Origin of the sequence: Streptomyces zaomyceticus (assembly GCF_014656215.1) — a bacterium.
Taxonomy (GTDB): domain Bacteria; phylum Actinomycetota; class Actinomycetes; order Streptomycetales; family Streptomycetaceae; genus Streptomyces; species Streptomyces zaomyceticus.
On the sequence record NZ_BNBZ01000016.1, the window covers coordinates 1 to 17463 of the forward strand.

The following is a 17463-nucleotide window of genomic DNA, read 5'->3' on the forward strand; positions in this document are numbered from 1 at the left end:
GCGGGGTGGGGGGCCCGAGGGCGCCCCTCCCGTCGTCGCGTCAGGCGCGGATCGGATCACGCGTCACGCGCAGCCGAACCGGGCCGCCGCCCAGTCCCCGTGGTCCCCGCTCTTGGACCCGTTGGTGTCCGTGATCTTCAGCCGTACGTGCCGTGCTCCGGTCACGTCGACGTTCACGGGCAGGGTCGCGGAGGCGCCGGTGAGCCGGGGCGAGGTCCAGAGGACCTTTCCGTCGGCCTCGACGGAGAAGGCCACGTCCCCGTAGCCGTTGATCTCGTCGTCGATGCCGACGTCGGCGGTGAACGTGGTGCAGCGGCCGCCGAGGTAGACCTCGATGTCGGAGTCGGCGTGCCCGCCGATGCCCTTCTCGTAGGTCGTGCCGGCCAGGGTGAGCGGACGGCCGTCGGCGGCGCCGGACTCACCGTTGGAGCGGTCGCGTTCGGGCGGGCCCCAACCGTTGGTGGAGCGCAGCCAGACGAGGTCGCTCGCCCAGGCGTCGCCGGCCGGCGGCGGGGGCATCACCCCGACCGCGAACCGCTGGGTGGCGGTGCGGTCGGTGCCCGCGGAGCGGTGCCGGGCGGTGGCGGTGAGGGTGGCCTCGCCGGGCTCGGCGTCCGCGGCGGGGGTGACGGTGACCTCGACGCGGCGGGTGGTGCCGGCCGGGACGCGGTCGATCGGCGCGGCCGGGGTGACCTGCCAGCCGGCCGGGGCGGCCAGGGAGACCCGCACGTCGGTGGCGTCCCGGGTGCCGGCGGTGACGTCCACGGCGACGGTGCCGGGGGCGCCGGCGCCGAGTTCCTGCGCCGTGGGGACGGCGAGGGTGGCGGAGGCACCGGGTACGGCGCCGCCGACCGCGCTGGTGTCGCTGAGCCGCAGCTCGAAGTCGCGGGCGGTGGAGAGGGCGGCCGTCTTGACCCGGACCACTCCCCCGCGCTCGTCGCGGTCGTACCACCAGCCCTGGGCGGCGGCGTCGAAGGCGGCGCGGGAGGTGAGGGCGGGCAGCTTGCGTCCGTCGAGCCTCACCGTGCCGGGGGCGTCGCCGGTGTGGACGGTGAAGGCGTACGGCCGGGCGGACGGCTTGCCCGTGTACGTGCCCCTGCTCGCGCCGATGCGGACGGTCACGTCGCCGGGTCCGCCGTTCGGGGCGCGGACCTCGGCGCGCTGGGTGGCGTACCGGCCGGTGCGGTGTTCGCGGGTGACGCCGTCGTCCTCGTACAGCTCGAAGGAGGAGGTGCCCTTCGGGTAGACGTCCCAGGCGATCGGGTCGCCGGGGGCGCGGTCGGCGTAGGAGCGGATGTCGCCGGGCCACATGGGGACGGTCGCACCGGCGCGTACGAAGAGGGGCAGGGTGTCGAGCGGGGCGCTGTAGTCGTCGACGGTGACGGGGCCTTCGTAGGTGCGGCCGCTCCAGTAGTCGATCCAGGTGCCCTTGGGGAGGTAGATCCCGTCGCGCTCCACCGCGTCCCGGTAGACGGGCGCGACGAGGAAGTCCTCTCCGCTGAGGAACTCGTACTTGGCGGCGTCGGTGGAGGCCCTGGGGTCGTCCGGGTACTCCAGGGCGAGCGGCCGGGCGAGGCCGACGCCGGTCTTCGTGGCCCGGTGGGCGTGGCTGTAGATGTACGGGAGGAGGGCCTCGTGGAGCTTGAGGGAGGCGCGGTTGATGCTGGTGTAGGGCTCGCCGTAGCGGAAGGGCTGCTTGTCGTTCGCGGCCCAGCCGTCCATGGTCATCGTGACCGGCAGGAAGGTCTTCCACTGCAGGTCACGGGTGTAGGTCTTGGCGCTGCCGCCGAAGATGCCGTCGACGTCGCCCGTGGTGTAGGCGAGTCCGGACATGGAGGCGCCGGCGTAGGTCGGGATCTGCCAGCGGATGTACTCCCAGGTGCCGGACTGGTCGCCGGACCACTGGACGCCGCAGCGCTGGGCGCCGGACCAGCTCTCGGGGGCCCAGGTGAAGCCGCGGGCGTCGCTGTGGGCCTCGATGCCGGCGTGGGCGTCCTTGCAGCCGTCGAGGGCGAACTTGTAGCCCTCGCCGACCCAGGCGACGTCGAGCTTGGCGACCCGCTGGCCGGCCTTGACCTGCTCTTCGAGCTTGTCGATGCCGTCCTCGGTCCAGAGGCCGAGCTTCATGCCGCGTTCGCCGAGTCCGGCGGAGGCCTCGGGGAGGTTCTCGTAGCCGCAGCCGTAGCCGTCGTTGACGAGCATCCAGCCGTTGGGCATGTCGTTCTCGACGTAGCCGTCGGCGACCTTCAGGGCGTCGAGGGTGCGGCGCTCGCCCCGGTTGGCGTTGTGGAGGTAGCAGTCGGCGTCGCCGATCTCCAGGCCGTACACGGGCGGCAGGAACGGCTTGCCGGTGAGCCGGGTGTACTGGCCTATGACGTCCTTGGCCGCGTCGCTGCCGGTTCCGGTGAAGTAGTAGGCGTCGAAGCGCCGTTCCTTCGCGCTGGTGGTGACGGGTTCGGTGAAGGCGTAGGTGTTGGGGGCGTAGGTGTTGCGGTAGACGCCGTATCCGGCGGAGGAGAGGTAGAAGGGGACGGAGTTGGGGTGGCCGCCGTCGTTCCAGTTGTAGTCGACGCCGACCTCGACGGTCTTGTCGCGGTGGGAGGTGTTGCCGCGCCCGTTCTGCATGCCGGCGCCGTAGAACTGCTCGGTGGCGCCGCGGGTGAGGGTCTGGACGGTGCGGTCGGCGGTCCAGCCGAGTCCGCGTGCCTCGCTCCAGAGCGGGGTGCCGTCGGCGCGTACGGCGGCGAAGCGGAGCGGTGACTTGTAGGCGCGCAGGGTCACCTGGGAGCTGCTCAGTTCGTAGCGGTCGCCCCGGTCGCGCCAGCGGGTGGCCGGGGGCGGGCCCTGGGGCAGGACGATGTCGCTGCCGGTGGGGTCGGTGAACGTGCCGTCGGGGGCGAGTTCGATGCGGAAGGTGTCGGCGGTGACGAAGCTGACCCGGGCCTGGGCCGGACCGGCGGTCAGCCGGTAGACGGGGCCGTCGGCGGCGAACCCGGTGAGGTCGCCGACGATGGTGTCGGGCTCCTGTGCCGCGGTGCCGGCGGGTTCGGCCGTGGCGGTGGTGCCGGGTCCGGCGAGGGCCGCGAGGAGCCCGAGGACGGCTCCGGCGAGTGCAACTTTCATGCGCGATGATGATTGCATGGAGCTTATTTAGCGCAGGAACAAGCATTGCCGCCAGGACAAAACGGAACCGCCCTCGGACTTCGGCGAGAAGTCCAAGGGCGGTTGCCTGAAAGAGAGTTGCGCGGTCCTGCTCGTTACAGGGCCACTCCGAGCAGTGCGTCGACGGCGCGGGAGACGAGACCGGGAGCGGAGTCGTCGGTGCCGCCCTCGGCCGTCTGGAGCGCGGCCCAGCGGTCGACCGCGGCGAGCGCGGTGGGGGTGTCGAGATCGTCGGAGAGGGCCTCGCGGAGCTCCTCGACGAGCGCGTCGGCGGACGGGCCGTCGGGGCGGGACACGGCGGCGCGCCACCGGCCGAGACGCTCCACGGCGTCCTGGAGGACCTGGTCGGTCCACTCCCAGTCGTCGCGGTAGCGGTGGGAGAGCAGCGCGAGCCGGATGGCGGCCGGGTCGACGCCGTCACGGCGGAGCGCCGAGACGAAGACCAGGTTGCCCCGGGACTTGGACATCTTCTCGCCGTCGAGGGCGACCATGCCGGCGTGGACGTACGCCTTGGCCATGGGGAACTCGCCCGTGAGGGTCTGGGCGTGGGAGGCGCCCATCTCGTGGTGCGGGAAGATCAGGTCGGAGCCGCCGCCCTGCACGTCGAAGCCCATGCCGAGGTGGTCGAGGGCGATGGCGACGCACTCGATGTGCCAGCCGGGACGGCCCGCGCCGAGGCTGCCGCCGTCCCAGCTCGGCTCGCCCTCGCGGGCGGCCATCCAGAGCATCGGGTCGAGCGGGTTCTTCTTGCCGGGGCGCTCCGGGTCTCCGCCGCGCTCGGCGGAGAGGTGGCGCATCAGCTCGGTGTCGTAGTTCGACACCTTTCCGAAGTGCGGGTCGGCGTCGACGGAGAAGTAGATGTCGCCGTCGAGCTCGTAGGCGGCGCCCGAGTCCCGGAGTCGCTCGACGAGCGGGACGATGCCGGGTATGGCCTCGACGGCGCCGATGTAGTGCTGCGGGGGCAGCATCCGCAGGGCGGTCATGTCCTCGCGGAAGAGGGCGGTCTCGCGCTCGGCGAGGCCGACCCAGTCGATGCCGTCGCGGATCGCGCGCTCCAGGAGCGGGTCGTCCACGTCCGTGACGTTCTGGACGTAGTGCACCTGCCGCTTGGTGTCGAGCCACACGCGCTGAACGAGGTCGAACGCGTTGTAGGTCGCCGCGTGACCCATGTGGGTCGCGTCGTACGGCGTGATGCCGCATACGTAGATACGGGCGACGGGGCCGGGGGCGAGGGTCACTCGTCCACCGGTCGCGGTGTCGTGGATCCGGAGGTCGCGGCCCTTGCCGGGAAGGGCGGGGACCTCAGAAGCGGGCCAGGCATGCATGACCCGAGCGTAACCGGACAGGTGTTCCGGATACGAACCGGATCCGGGATCTTGACCGATTAGGCGGTCTTGCGGGTCGGAGGCTTGCGTGCATACCCCCCAGGGGTGCAGAGCCTCTCACCGCCCTTGGCCGAAACTTTTCGGTCCGCCGGGGGCCGGCGCCGTGACCAGGAGCGGACCCGGAACCTCAGACCGGCGGCCAGGGGATCGCCGGCCACTGCCCCGAGGGCTCCGGGTGCCGTCCGGTGGCCCGCAGCGCCTCCACACGGGCGCGTACCGCCGCCACCTCGGCATCGGTGAGCAGCTCCGCCAGACGGGCGGCCAGAGGCGCTCCCGGAGCCAGTGAGCGGTCCAGCGCGTCGAGCACCCCGGCCGCCTCGGTGGGCAGCTCCTCGCCCGCCCAGCCCCACAGCAGGGTGCGGAGCTTGTCGTCGACGTGGAAGGTCACCCCGTGGTCGATGCCGTACAGGCGCCCGTCCGGGGCCGGCAGCAGATGTCCGCCCTTGCGGTCGCCGTTGTTGATCACGGCGTCGAGGACCGCCAGCCGCCGCAGCTCGGGGGTGTCCGCGTGGACGAGGAGCGCGGTGCGGTCCTCGTCCACCTGGGCGGGCCCGACGGCCTTCCAGCCCTCGCCCGCCTCGTCGTCCTCGGTCAGGGCGAGCAGCCGCGCCCCGGGGTCGGCCTCGATCCACAGCTGGACCATGCCCTCCCCGTACGGCCCGTCGCGCAGCACCGTCGGCGGGACCAGGCCCCAGCCGGTGGCCTCGGAGATCTCGTACGCGGCGACCTCCCGCTGCGCGAGCGTGCCGTCGGGGAAGTCCCACAGCGGCTGCTCCCCCGCGACCGGCTTGTAGACGCAGGCCGCTTCCCGTCCCTCGTAGGAGACGGAGCAGTAGAGCACGGCATTGGAGGCCTCGCGGACCCGGCCGCGCACGGTCAGCTCACCACGGGCCAGCAGCTCGGCGTCGGGCGGCGTCGGAGGGCTGCTGCTCATGCGCCGCGGCGGTATCCGTTCTGGCGGGGGCAGACGTGCCCCTCGGGGTCGAGCGGCAGGCTGCACAGCGGGCAGGGCGGCCGGCCGGCGTTGACGACGTCCAGGGCCCGCTTGGCGAAGGCACGGGCCTGCGCTCCGCTGAGCCGGACGCGGAGCATCGGCGGGCCGTTCTCCTCGTCCTGGAGCAGCCGCTCCTCGGCCTCCGCGAGGTCCTCCTCGGACTCCACGTCGAGCTCGACGAGCGCCTGCGCCTCGACGATCATGCGCTGCTCGTCGCCGTCCCAGGCGAGGGCCATGGTGCCGACCCGGAACTCCTCCTCGACGGGTACGTCGAGGGGGGCGGTGTCGGTGACCTCTGCGGGGGCGACGGCGGGCACGGGCGCGTTGCCCCCGGTGCGGCGCACGACCTCGTCGAGGAGTTCGTCCATGCGCTCGGCGAGGGCGGCCACCTGTGTCTTCTCCAGGGCGACGCTGGTGACCCGGCCGGAGGCTGACGCCTGGAGGAAGAACGTACGGCGGCCAGGCAGCCCGACCGTACCGGCCACGAAACGCTCCGGTGGGTCGTAGAGGAACACCTGACGGGACACGTTTCCCGGCTCCCTTGCGTCTCGACAGTCGTACTACAGCGGCGCGTCCACCCTACTGCGCTAGAGGATCACGGTGCGCCCGCACCACCGCCGACCTCGGCCGTCCCACTGCTGTCGGGGTGCTCGCGTGGCGCGAATCCGGCGAAGTCCCCGGTGTCGCCGAGGCGGACGAGGAAGGGGCGCAGGCGCGTGTAGCGGATGACGGTGACCGAGCAGGGGTCGACGTGGACCCGCTGGAACAGGTCGAGGTGGAGGCCGAGGGCGTCCGCCACGATCGACTTGACGATGTCGCCGTGCGAGCACATCAGGTAGCAGGCGTCCTCGCCGTGCTCGGCCTCGATCCGCGCGTTCCAGTCGTGCACGGCGTCGACGGCGCGGGCCTGCATCGCGCGCATGGACTCGCCGCCGGGGAAGGCCGCGGCGGAGGCGTGCGCCTGGACGATCTCCATCAGGGGGTCGTCGTTGAGCTCGGCCAACTTGCGGCCCGACCAGTCGCCGTAGTCGCACTCGTTGACGCGGTCCTCGACGTGCAGGGGAAGGTCCGGGCGGGCGTCGAGGAGCGGCCGTACGGTCTCCCGGCAGCGCTGGAGGGGGCTGGAGACGACCGCGGCGAGGGGGACGTCCGCGAGGCGCCCGGGGAGCGCGGCGGCCTGCGCGGCCCCCCGCTCGTCGAGGGAGACCCCGGGAGTGCGTCCGGCGAGGACCCCGGAGGTGTTGGCGGTGGAGCGTCCGTGCCGGACGAGGATCAACGTGGCCATGCCGGCCAGCCTAGGCGGTGGCCCGGCGTACCCCTTCCGCGTCGGGGGCGGATCGCGGTGGCGCGCGGGTCCGCCCGGGGTGCCGCGGCGAGGTCCGCTCGGGCCGGGCGCCTGGTCCGGACGGGTCCGCGGGAGATGTGGGCGACTCCACGCGTGCGTGACTGGGCCGTTCGATGGAGAATACGGCGCGTGATCGTGGACTCTGCCATCTACCGGGACGGGCGCCGTACCGACGGGCCCGCCGACCTCTCGGACGCGCTCGACGAGGCGCGGGCCGCCGGCGACGCGTTCCTCTGGGTCGGGCTGCACGAGCCCACGGAGGCGGAGTTCGACCATGTCGCCTCGGAGTTCGCGCTGCACCCGCTGGCCGTCGAGGACGCCCTCAAGGCCCACCAGCGGCCGAAACTCGAGGTCTACGACGACTCGCTGTTCGCGGTGCTCAAGCCGGTCGTCTACGAGCCCGAGAGCGACCGGGTCTCCTCGGGCGAGCTGATGCTGTTCATCGGCGCCTCCTTCGTGGTGACGGTCCGGCACGGCGAGGGCGCGCCGCTGGCCGAGGTGCGCCGCCGTCTCGAAGCCGACCCGGAGGTGCTCAAGCACGGGCCGACGGCGGTGCTGTACGCGGTGAGCGACGCGATCGTGGACCACTACCTCGACGTGGCGGGCGAGCTCCAGGTGGACCTGGAGGAGCTGGAGGCGGACGTCTTCGCGCCCACCGGGGGCAACCCGGCGAACACCGCGGAGCGGATCTACACGGCGAAGCGGCAGGTCCTGGAGTTCCGGCGGGCCAGCGGTCCGCTCGCCGGGCCGCTGGCCCGGCTCACGGCCGGTTCGGTGCCGTTCGTGAACGAGGAGTCGCATCCCTTCTTCCGGGACGTCAACGACCATCTGCTGCGCGCCAACGAGCAGGTGGAGGGGCTCGACCGGCTCCTGTCCGACGTGCTGTCGGCCCATCTCGCGCAGATGGGGGTGCGGCAGAACGACGACATGCGGAAGATCTCGGCGTGGGCGGCCATGGCCGCGGTGCCGACGATGGTCGCGGGCATCTACGGCATGAACTTCGAGCACATGCCGGAGCTGCACTGGGTCGCCTCGTACCCGGTGGTGATCGTCGTGATGGTGGGCATCGTCGTGGCGCTGTACCGGCTGTTCAAGCGGCGCGGCTGGATGTGAGACCCGGCCCCCTGCGACGGCAGGGGGCCTGCCTCGGGGATGTGGCTGCCGGGGCGGGGCCGCTCAGAAGGCGGGCGCGGGGATCGCGGGCCCGCCGAGGGCGTCGAGCCGCTCGGGCATCCTCAGACCGACCATCCGGTGCCAGCCGGCGGCGCGCTCGTACGCGTACATCACGCGGATACCGGCGGCCAGGACGGCCGCCTTGGGCCGGGGCCAGCGCAGGATCCGCCCCATGTGCCCCATCACGGCCAGACTGACGTCCCGGTAGACCTGGATCTCGACGAGGGCGGACTCGCGCAGGGTCCGCTGGATGAGCCGGCCGTGTCCCTCGCGCGCGAGGCGGAGCAGTTCCTCGTGACAGTAGGCGAGGTGGTTGGCCTCGTCGTTGTCGATCATGTGGATGGCCCTGCCGAGTTCGGGATGGTCCCCGAAGTACGTCACCAGCATGTCCATCTGGTCGGCGGCCCGCTGCTCGGTGACCCGGCTGTGGGCGAGGTAGACGATGATGTCCCGCTCCGTCAGCGGCTCGTCCCGGCGCAGCTTGTCGTGCGCGAGACCGATGCCGCGCTGTTCGAGCAGCATCGTGTAGTCGGTGTCGGGCGGTACCGGGACGGGTTCGAGGCCGCGCTTCTTCATCAGGGCGTTGAAGATCCGGCCGTGCTTGTCCTCGTCGGCGCCGTGCCGGGTGATCTTGGGCGTGAGGTCCCGCATGCCGGGCGCGACGAGGGCCGCGATCCGGGCGTTCTCCCAGCCGCCCTGCGTCTCGCCGCTCGCCGCGATCGAGCAGAAGAGCCGGAAGGACTCGTCGTCGTCGATGATTTCCTGGAACAGACCCTTGGCCGTGAGCATCGCCGCCACCTCCGTGCGCATGTCCGCACTCCGTACGCCCCCGGTGCACCGAGTCAAATGCGGTCCGGGGCGAGGGGCAACAGGAGGGCCGGGCGACTCGGCCGAAAGAGTGAGTCCCGGAGGCCGTAACCGGGGACCCCGTGGAGCCGTTGTGCTGCATGACGGCCGTGGCGGGGAAGACCCCCGAGCCCCCACCACGGCCGCGGAACCTCTCGGTCCCGTCGACGACGGAACCGCTACGCCAGACCCGCCCGCTCCGCGGCCTCGACGCCCGCCCGCAGCGCCGCCAGACGCTCGTCCAGGGTGAAACCGGCCGGGGCGAGGGTGAGGGTGGTGACCCCGGCCTCGGCGTAGGCCGTCATGCGCTCGGCGATCCGCTCGACGGGGCCGAGCAGCGAGGTCTGGTCGATCAGGCTCTGGGGCACCGCGGCCGCGGCGCCCGCCTTGTCGCCGGCCAGGTACTTGTCCTGGATCTCGGCGGCCTCCTTCTCGTAGCCCATGCGCTGCGCGAGCTGGTTGTAGAAGTTCTGCTTCCGGCTGCCCATGCCGCCGACGTACAGCGCGGTGTACGGGCGGAACACGTCGGCGAGGGCGTCGACGTCCTCACCGAGGGCCAGCGGCACGGTGGGACAGACGTCGAAGCCGTCCATCGTCAGCCCGGCCTTCTCGCGGCCCGCGCGAATGTGCCGGAGCGCCGTCTCCTCCAGGTGGGCGGCCGAGGGGAAGATCAGGAGGGCGCCGTCGGCGATCTCGCCGGTCTGCTCCAGGTTCTTGGGGCCGATGGCGGCGATGTAGAGCGGGATGTGCTCGCGCTCCGGGTGGACGGTGAGCTTGATGGGCTTGCCGGGGCCGCCGGGCAGCGGCAGCGTCCAGTGCTCGCCGTCGTAGCTGAGGCGCTCCCGGGTCATCGCCTTGCGGACGATCTCGACGTACTCGCGGGTCCTGGCGAGCGGCTTGTCGAACTTCACGCCGTACCAGCCCTCGGAGACCTGGGGTCCTGAGACGCCGAGGCCGAGCCGGAATCGACCGCCGGTGAGCGAGTCGAGGGTGGCCGCGGTCATGGCCGTCATCGCGGGCTGCCGGGCCGGGATCTGCATGATCGCGGAGCCGACGTCGATCCGCTCCGTCTTGGCCGCGACCCAGGCGAGCACGGTGGGCGCGTCGGAGCCGTAGGCCTCGGCGGCCCAGCAGACGTCGTAGCCGAGGCGGTCCGCCTCCTGGGCGACGGCGAGGTTGTCGCCGTCCATGCCCGCACCCCAGTAGCCGAGGTTGATGCCGAGCCGCATGTCCACGCACCCCTTACCCATCGGTAACGTTCTTGTGGGCGGGACTCTAGCGCGCGGTCGGGGCATCCGACAGGACGTGGTTGTCCACAGGCTCTCTCCGCGTGGTGCCCTGGCCAGTAATCTCGCGCCCATGGAGCAGAGGCATCTCGGACGTACGGGCCTGCGTGTGTCGCGCATCGGACTCGGCACCCTGACCTGGGGTCGGGACACCGACGAGCACGACGCCGCCGAGCAGTTGAAGGCGTTCTGGGACGCGGGCGGCACGCTCGTGGACACCGCCGACGTCTACGGCGGGGGCGAGGCGGAGTATCTGCTCGGGCGTCTCATGGAGCGGCTCGTGTCACGGCAGGACCTCGTCCTGTCGACCAAGGCGGGCAGCGTTCCGGATCCCGACCGGCGCACGGACGGCTCGCGCGGCCATCTGCTCGCGGCGCTCGACGCCTCCCTCGCCCGGCTCGGCACGGACCATGTGGACCTGTGGCAGCTGCACGCCTTCGATCCGCACACGCCCCTGGAGGAGTCCCTCCAGGCGCTCGACATCGCCGTACGCAGCGGGCGGGCGCGCTACGCGGGCGTGGCGAACTTCTGCGGCTGGCAGCTCGCCAAGGCGGGCACCTGGCAGCTCGGCGGCGACCGGACCCGGCTGGCGGGGGCGCAGCTGGAGTACTCGCTGCTCCAGCGGGGCGTGGAACGCGAGGTGCTGCCCGCCGCACAGGACCTCGGGATAGGCCTGCTGCCCTCCTCACCGCTGGGTCGCGGGGTCCTCACGGGCAAGTACCGCAGCGGGACCCCGACGGACTCGCGGGGCGCGTCGGAGACGATGGCGCCGTTCGTGGAGCCGTACCTCGACGAGCCGGCGAGCCGGATCGTGGACGCGGTCGCGACGGCGGCCGAAGGGCTCTCGACGACCCCGCTCCATGTGGCGCTGGCCTGGGTCCGCGACCGGCCCGGGGTGACCGCACCGATCGTCGGCGCGCGTACGGCACGGCAGCTCACGGCCGCGTTGTCGGTGGAGACCCTTAGTCTTCCTGACGAGATCTGTCGGGCGCTGGACGATGTGTCGGCGCCCGTGCACCGCTATCCGGATCACGACTGGAGCACCTTGTGACCGAGCCTGCCGGGGAGACCGCGCCCGAGGCACCCGAGGACGTGGAGCCCACCGAGGACGACGCACCTCAGGAGCCCGCAGAGGCCGATGCGGCCGTGGAGGCCGAGGGAGCCGTGGAGGCCGAGGAGTCTCAGGAGACGGCGGAGGCCGCGGTCGCCGACGAGGCCGACGAGGCCGACGAGGCCGACGAGGCCGACGAGGCCGACGAGGCCGACGAGGCCGACGAGGCCGACGAGGATCAGGAGGCCGACGCGACGGGGGCCGAGGCGGCCGACACGCCCGAGGCGCCCAAGACTCCCGAGTTGAGCGACGCCCAGGTCGAGCTGGCCGCGCAGCGGGAGCTGCGGGCCCGGATCGAGGCGCGGAAGGCCGAGAAGGAAGGGCCCCTGGCGAGCGGCGCCAAGCTGAGCGGCACGGCGGCCGACCTGCTCGCCGCCGTCCGCGCCGTCGAGGGCGGCGCGGCCTCGGGCACCACGTTCTTCGAGGCCCCCGAGCCCGCACCCCGGCGCCCCGCCCCCGAGACGGCCCCGGCCATGACCGTGCGGCCCCCCGTCCCGGCGCAGGCCCCCGCCCCGGCGCCCGGCACCACCGCCGCCGTGCGGGAGGTCCTGGCCAAGGGCGGCGCCCCCGAGGCGCTGGCCGGGCAGGTCGCCGCCGCGCTCGGCGAGGCCGCTGCCCAGGTCCTGCTCGACGACCCGTGGCAGCTGCTCTCGGTGTCCGGGGTACGCCCGGAGCAGGCCGACGGCTTCGCGCGGGCGCTGCTCGGTGCCGCCTGCGGCCCCGACGACCCGCGCCGCGCGGTCGCCCTGACCGTGTGGCTCCTGGAGCGGGCCGCGCTCCAGGGACACACCGCGCTGGAGATCGGGGCCGTGCGCGCCGGACTCGCCGGGCAGTCGGTGCCCGATCCGGAGGCGGCGGTCGAGGAGGCGGTGTCCGCGGCCGCGGTGCTCGTCTTCCAGGAGGAGGAGACGCCGGAGGAGGAGCCCGAGGAGGACGAGGAACCCGTGGAGGCCGTCGCCGAGGAACCGGCCTCGCCCGTACTCCTCGGCCTCGACCGGTACGCGATGGCGGAGGAGAGCCTCGCGGACGGACTCGCCCGGCTGGTCAGGACGGCGACGGCCGACAGCTGGGAGGGCTCCGAACTCGAGCGCGCCGCCGGGACGCACGGTCTCGTCCTGCACACCGGCGGGGAGGCCTCACGCGTCGAGCCGGTGGCACTCGCCGCGGCCGCCCGCGAGCGCGGGCTGCGCGCCCTGGTCGCCGTCCACGCCGACGCCGGACGGCGGGCGCTCGGCGCCGCCGGTGCGGAGGCGGTGACGGTCGCCGCGCTGCTCTCCGGGGCGGCCGGCCCAGGCCGGGACGAGGAGGGCACTCTCGCCCTGGACCTCCTGGTGGTGCTCGACGCGCCGCAGCTGGACGTGGAGACGGCCGCGGTGCTCGTGGAGTCGCTGCCCGACGGCTGCCGTCTGGTACTGAGCGGCGACCCCGAGGTACTGGGCGCGCCGGGCGCCGGACGGGTGTTCACCGATGTCCTCGCGGCCCGGGTGTGCCCGCGGATCGCCTCGCGGCTGCCCGACCCGGGCCCGCTCGGCGAGCTGGTCTCGGGCATCGGCGCCGGGGAGCTGAACCAGGTCGAGGCGCCGGGCAAGGAGATCGTGATCGTCCCGGTGCGGGACGCCGGCGAGGCCGTGCACCGTACCGTCCAGCTGGTGGCCGACTCGGTGCCGCGGGCGATCGGGGTACCGCCCGAGCAGACTCAGGTCGTCACGGTCGGCCATGGCGGCTCGGCCGGTACCCGCGCGCTGAACGTGGCGCTCAAGCAGCGCCTCAACCCCGGTCCCGGCCGCTTCGGCGGCTACGACCCCGGGGACCGGGTGGCGTTCGCGCCGGCGCCGGGGCGGACGGTGACCGGCACCGTGCTCTCGGCCGACGCCGAGGGGCTGCGGCTGCGGTGCGGCGACGAGGAACTCCTCGTCCCCAAGGAGCGGGTGGAGTCGGCGCTGCGGCACGGCTGGGCGCTCACCGCGCACCAGGCGGCGGGCGCCCGCTGGCCGGCGGTCGTCGTGGTGCTGCCCGGGGACGCCGCAGGTGGCCTGAGCAGGCCGTGGGTGTACACGGCCTTCGGCCGGGCGGAGCGCCATCTGTCGGTCGTGCACGGTGTGGACCAGGCGCTGGCCCGTGCCGTGGCCGAGGGGGCGGCCCCGGAGCGTACGACGCGGCTGCGGCCGCTCCTCGAGGCGCTGCTCGCCACGCCCGAGGAGTAACCGGGCCGAGCGGCGGACCCTGACCGAGCAGTGGGCCATGCGCCGCGGACGGCGGGAACGGCGGAGGGCCGGGACACCACGATCGGTGTCCCGGCCCTCCGCCGTCTCCCCCTCAGGAGCCGGAGCCGTCGGCTCCTTCCCCCTCGTGATCGTCGTGGTGGTCGTCCTCGTCGAAGACGGCGCTGACGTCGAAGCGGCAGATGATCCGCTCCGGATCGGCGTGCTCGAAGGGGGCGTTGAGCCACTCCCCCGGTTCCGGGAGCTCCGCGGTGGCGGTGACCCAGAGGGTGGAGTCCCCCTCCTCCAGCCCGAACTCCTTGTGCCGGGAGGCGATCTCGTCCGGTTCGAACTCGCCGAAGAGCACCCCGAGGGCGGCGAGCGGCGAGACACCGGCTCTGGCGGCCGGTCCGGTGGCGTCCGGTCCGCCGTCGATCTCGGCGACGCGGCGGGCCTGGGCGAGCAGACGCTGCGGTTCCGCCACGGCGTAGTCGCGACGGATCAACAGGCTGAGGGCGTGAGGTTCGTCAGGTCCGGCGTACGGCGGCAGCGCGCCGTCCGCTCCGGGGATCTCGAAGGGAGTGACCTCGTCGTAGCGGTCGTAGAGGAGTTCGTCGTACCCCTCGGCCGCCGCGGCGAGGGCGTTGAAGGCTTCGTAGACGGCCGTGTCGTCGTCCCCCGTGCGGCGTTCGACCGCCGCGAGGTGACGGTCCAGTGCGGCTTTGACCGCCTCGGCGGCGGCACGTACCTCGGCAGCGGTGGGCTGCGCAGCATCAGACATGGGACGCACGCTATCCGTAGCGGGCCGGTGCCCGCACAATAGATGCGATGCCGGAATACGAATTTGTCGACGTGTACGTGCCGCGCGGTGTCTCCCGGAAGGAGGCGACGCGGCTGCTGACCGACCATGCCGAGTACGGACACTGGGAGTTGGACCGCCTGAGCCTGCATCGGGACGGGAGCCGCAGGGTGCGGTTGAAGCGGCGGATCATCCGCCAACTCCGGGCGACCTGGTAGAGCGACGAGAAGGGGCCCCGCGGTCTGCGGGGCCCCTGTGTACGTGGCATGTGATGCGTCGCACATGGTGCGTCGCGCGTGATGCCGGTGCGCCTCGGAGGCGCGGTGGCTCAGGCGGCGCTGCGCGACCGGCGGTAGATCAGCGAGCCGGCGAGCAGCAGTCCGGCCCCGGCGGGGACGATCAGACCGAGGGGACCGGCACCGGTCTCGGCGAGCTCCTCGACGGCCCGGGGCGGGGTGAGCCCGTGCTCACCGGGGGTGTTGGGCCCACCCTCGTTGCCGGGAGTGCCGGGAGTACCCGGGTTGCCGGGCGTGCCCGGAGTACCGGGAGTACCCGGGTTGCCGGGGTTGCCCGGATTCCCAGGGTTGCCGGGGTTGCCCGGATTCCCAGGGTTACCCGGATTCCCGGGGTTGCCAGGGTTGCCAGGATTCCCAGGGTTCCCGGGGTTCCCGGGGTTCCCGGGGTTCCCGGGGTTCCCGGGGTTCCCGGGGTTCCCGGGGTTCCCGGGGTTCCCGGGGTTCCCGGGGTTCCCAGGGTTCCCAGGGTTACCGGGGTTCCCCGGATTCCCGGGGTTGCCAGGGTTCCCCGGGTGCGTCGGCTCGATGCCGTTGGCGCAGTTGTTGCCCGCGGCGGCGTTGCCCAGGCCGATGCCCGTGACGCTGTTGCCGCACACGTTGACCGGGACGTCGACCGGCACCTGCACGGTGTTGCCGGAGCCGACGCCGGGAGAGTTGCTCGTGTGCCCGCCGGCGGAGGAGCCACCGCCCGGCTTGCCCGGCCTACCGGGCTTGGAGGTGTTGGCACACTTGTTGCCCATCGCCGGATTCAGCAGTCCGACGACGTTGACGGTGTTTCCGCAGGCGTTCACCGGTACGTGTACCGGGACCTGGACGGAATTTCCGGACGCGACGCCCGGGGAATTCATGGCCGTACCGTTCGCGCCGGAATCGGCGTGCGCATAACCGCCGCCGACAGCGGCGAAAACGCCGCCGGCTGCCGCAACGGTGACAAGACCCTTGCGCGTGACCTGTCGCATAGCTAGTTCCTGCCTGCTCAGCTTCGAAAAGGTGCCACCGGGCACGAGACCCGGGGCGGAAATGGCCACCGGCCCCGGAGTGCATGGCACGCACTCCGGGGCCGGACCGGCTCACACCCTCACGGGGCGAGGCACAACGTCAGGCGTTGACGCAGGTGTTGCCGAAGGCGGGGTTCAGCAGGCCGATCACGGAGACCGTGTTGCCGCACAGGTTCACGGGAACGTGAACCGGCACCTGGACGACGTTGCCCGAGAGGACACCGGGGGAACCGATGGCCGCACCCTGGGCACCCGCGTCGGCAACGGCCATGCCCGCACCCGCGAGAACGAGACCGCCAGTGGCAGCCGCAGCAGCGACGACCTTCTTGATCATTATTCCTCCTAGTTGGCAATGCGGCCCCAGCCGCGGACCGCACCACCTGTAACGAGGGGGAATGGTGGGAGCTACGGCTCCCGAGTGCATTCACTCGTTTCGGTCACAAGCAAACGCACGGGCGAATTCAGCAGGCGTCGATGAAACGGTCCAGTACACGGGCGCCGAACTTCAGGCCGTCGACCGGCACGCGCTCGTCCACGCCGTGGAACATGCCGGCGAAGTCGAGCTCCGGCGGCAGCTGGAGCGGGGCGAAGCCGAAGCAGCGGATGCCGAGGTCGTCGAAGGACTTCGCGTCGGTGCCGCCGGAGAGCATGTACGGCACGGCGCGGGCGATCGGGTCCTCGGCGCGCAGCGCCAGCTGCATGGCGTCCACCAGGGCGCCGTCGAAGCTGGTCTCCAGAGCCTTGTCGCCGTGCACGTCCTCGCGCTTCACGTTCGGCCCGAGGATCCGGTCCAGGTCGGCGAGGAACTCCTGCTCGTAGCCGGGCAGGAAGCGGCCGTCGACGTGCGCGGTGGCCTGGCCGGGGATCACGTTCACCTTGTAGCCGGCGCCGAGCATCGTCGGGGCGGCCGAGTTCCGCAGGGTGGCGCCGACCATCTTGGCGATGCCGCCGAGCTTGGCGAGGGTGCCGTCCATGTCCTCGGGGTCGAGGGGGGTGCCCAGGGCGTCCGAGAGCTCGTCCAGGAAGGAACGCACGGTCTTGGTCACCCGCACCGGCCACTGGTGGCGGCCGAGGCGGCCGACGGCCTCGCAGAGCTCGGTGATGGCGTTGTCGTCATTGGTCATCGAGCCGTGGCCGGCCGTGCCCTCGACGGTCAGCCGCATCCAGTGCATGCCCTTCTGGGCCGTCTCGACCAGGTAGAGCCGCAGGTTCTCGTTGACCGTGAAGGAGAAGCCGCCGACCTCGCCGATGGCCTCGTTGACCCCGTCGAAGAGGTCCCGGTGATGGTCGACCAGGTGCCGGGCGCCGTAGGTGCCGCCGGCCTCCTCGTCGGCGAGGAAGGCGAGGACGATGTCGCGCGGGGGCTTCCGGCCGCTGCGCAGCCGGTCCCGTACGACCGCGAGGGTCATCGCGTCCATGTCCTTCATGTCGACGGCGCCGCGGCCCCACACGCAGCCGTCTGCGATCTCGCCGGAGAAGGGGTGGTGGGTCCAGTCCTCGGCGTTGGCCGGGACGACGTCGGTGTGGCCGTGGATGAGCAGGGCCGGCCGCGACGGGTCCTCGCCCTCGATGCGGGCGACGGTGGAGGCCCGTCCCCGGTGCGACTCGATGATCTTCGGCTCGAGTCCGACCTCCGCGAGCTTCTCGGCGATGTACTCGGCCGCCGCCCGCTCGCCGGGGCCGGAGTGGTCGCCGTAGTTGCTGGTGTCGATGCGGATGAGGTCGCGACAGAGGTCCACCACCTCGTTCTCGGCGGTGACGCTTCGGCCCGTGTTCGACTCGCTCACGCTGCTTCCTCCCACTACGTGCCCCACGTGATTGCTTCGGTGCTCGTCCCATCCTCTCTCGCGCCCCCTCGGGACCCAAG

15 protein-coding genes are annotated in these 17463 nt (G+C 72.6%); 4 read left to right on the forward strand and 11 right to left on the reverse strand.

The window, feature by feature from the left end:
* Positions 1-63: 63 nt before the first annotated feature.
* From IE311_RS20930 to IE311_RS20950, 5 genes are all read right to left on the reverse strand, one after another.
* On the reverse strand, positions 64-3141 hold the full coding sequence (locus tag IE311_RS20930) for an NPCBM/NEW2 domain-containing protein (RefSeq protein ID WP_189833288.1): 3078 nt from the start codon (positions 3139-3141) through the stop codon (positions 64-66).
* Positions 3142-3257: 116 nt separating this feature from the next.
* Entirely contained in the window at positions 3258-4487 is a 1230-nt protein-coding gene (gene mshC / locus IE311_RS20935) for a cysteine--1-D-myo-inosityl 2-amino-2-deoxy-alpha-D-glucopyranoside ligase (protein ID WP_189833289.1), read from the reverse strand.
* A gap of 187 nt (positions 4488-4674) precedes the next feature.
* Positions 4675-5481 carry an SCO1664 family protein gene (locus tag IE311_RS20940; protein WP_189833290.1) on the reverse strand — a complete coding sequence of 269 codons (807 nt, stop codon included), beginning with the start codon at positions 5479-5481 and terminating at the stop codon, positions 4675-4677.
* Entirely contained in the window at positions 5478-6068 is a 591-nt protein-coding gene (locus tag IE311_RS20945; RefSeq protein WP_189833291.1) for a DUF3090 domain-containing protein, read from the reverse strand. Before IE311_RS20945 ends, IE311_RS20940 begins: the two co-directional genes overlap by 4 nt.
* A gap of 68 nt (positions 6069-6136) precedes the next feature.
* The gene (locus IE311_RS20950; RefSeq protein WP_189833292.1) at positions 6137-6826 is read right to left on the reverse strand and encodes a histidine phosphatase family protein; all 690 of its coding nucleotides are present in this window, start codon (positions 6824-6826) and stop codon (positions 6137-6139) included.
* Between the two features lie 180 nt (positions 6827-7006).
* On the opposite strand from IE311_RS20950, the gene IE311_RS20955 reads away from it, so the two are divergent.
* Positions 7007-7999 (forward strand): magnesium and cobalt transport protein CorA, encoded by a 993-nt coding sequence (locus tag IE311_RS20955; protein ID WP_189833441.1) that lies wholly within the window; start codon positions 7007-7009, stop codon positions 7997-7999.
* Positions 8000-8062: 63 nt separating this feature from the next.
* On the opposite strand, the gene IE311_RS20960 is transcribed toward IE311_RS20955, so the two are convergent.
* Positions 8063-8848, reverse strand: a complete 786-nt coding sequence (locus IE311_RS20960) for a ferritin-like domain-containing protein (protein ID WP_189833442.1) — start codon at positions 8846-8848, stop codon at positions 8063-8065.
* A gap of 236 nt (positions 8849-9084) precedes the next feature.
* On the reverse strand, positions 9085-10134 hold the full coding sequence (locus IE311_RS20965; protein WP_189833293.1) for an LLM class F420-dependent oxidoreductase: 1050 nt from the start codon (positions 10132-10134) through the stop codon (positions 9085-9087).
* Positions 10135-10264: 130 nt separating this feature from the next.
* Between IE311_RS20965 and IE311_RS20970 the strand changes: the two genes are divergently transcribed.
* Positions 10265-11242, forward strand: coding sequence for an aldo/keto reductase (locus IE311_RS20970; RefSeq protein ID WP_189833294.1), 978 nt, complete (start codon positions 10265-10267; stop codon positions 11240-11242).
* A complete protein-coding gene (locus IE311_RS20975) occupies positions 11239-13506 on the forward strand; it encodes a helix-hairpin-helix domain-containing protein (protein ID WP_189833295.1) in 2268 nt (755 codons plus the stop codon). The genes IE311_RS20970 and IE311_RS20975 overlap by 4 nt, the downstream gene beginning before the upstream one ends.
* 112 nt (positions 13507-13618) lie before the next feature.
* Here the strand turns inward: IE311_RS20975 and IE311_RS20980 are convergent, their stop codons facing one another.
* The gene (locus tag IE311_RS20980) at positions 13619-14284 is read right to left on the reverse strand and encodes a hypothetical protein (protein WP_189833296.1); all 666 of its coding nucleotides are present in this window, start codon (positions 14282-14284) and stop codon (positions 13619-13621) included.
* 47 nt (positions 14285-14331) lie between these two features.
* On the opposite strand from IE311_RS20980, the gene IE311_RS20985 reads away from it, so the two are divergent.
* Positions 14332-14520, forward strand: coding sequence for a DUF5703 family protein (locus IE311_RS20985; RefSeq protein WP_189833297.1), 189 nt, complete (start codon positions 14332-14334; stop codon positions 14518-14520).
* A gap of 110 nt (positions 14521-14630) precedes the next feature.
* Here IE311_RS20985 and IE311_RS37225 read toward each other — a convergent pair whose 3' ends face one another.
* The 3 genes from IE311_RS37225 to IE311_RS21000 all read right to left on the reverse strand — a co-directional run bounded on the left by IE311_RS37225 (position 14631) and on the right by IE311_RS21000 (position 17383).
* Positions 14631-15557, reverse strand: coding sequence for a chaplin (locus IE311_RS37225; RefSeq protein ID WP_189833298.1), 927 nt, complete (start codon positions 15555-15557; stop codon positions 14631-14633).
* Between the two features lie 139 nt (positions 15558-15696).
* Positions 15697-15930, reverse strand: coding sequence for a chaplin ChpH (gene chpH, locus IE311_RS20995; RefSeq protein WP_030218232.1), 234 nt, complete (start codon positions 15928-15930; stop codon positions 15697-15699).
* Between the two features lie 127 nt (positions 15931-16057).
* Positions 16058-17383 (reverse strand): M20/M25/M40 family metallo-hydrolase, encoded by a 1326-nt coding sequence (locus tag IE311_RS21000; RefSeq protein ID WP_189833299.1) that lies wholly within the window; start codon positions 17381-17383, stop codon positions 16058-16060.
* Positions 17384-17463: the final 80 nt, after the last annotated feature.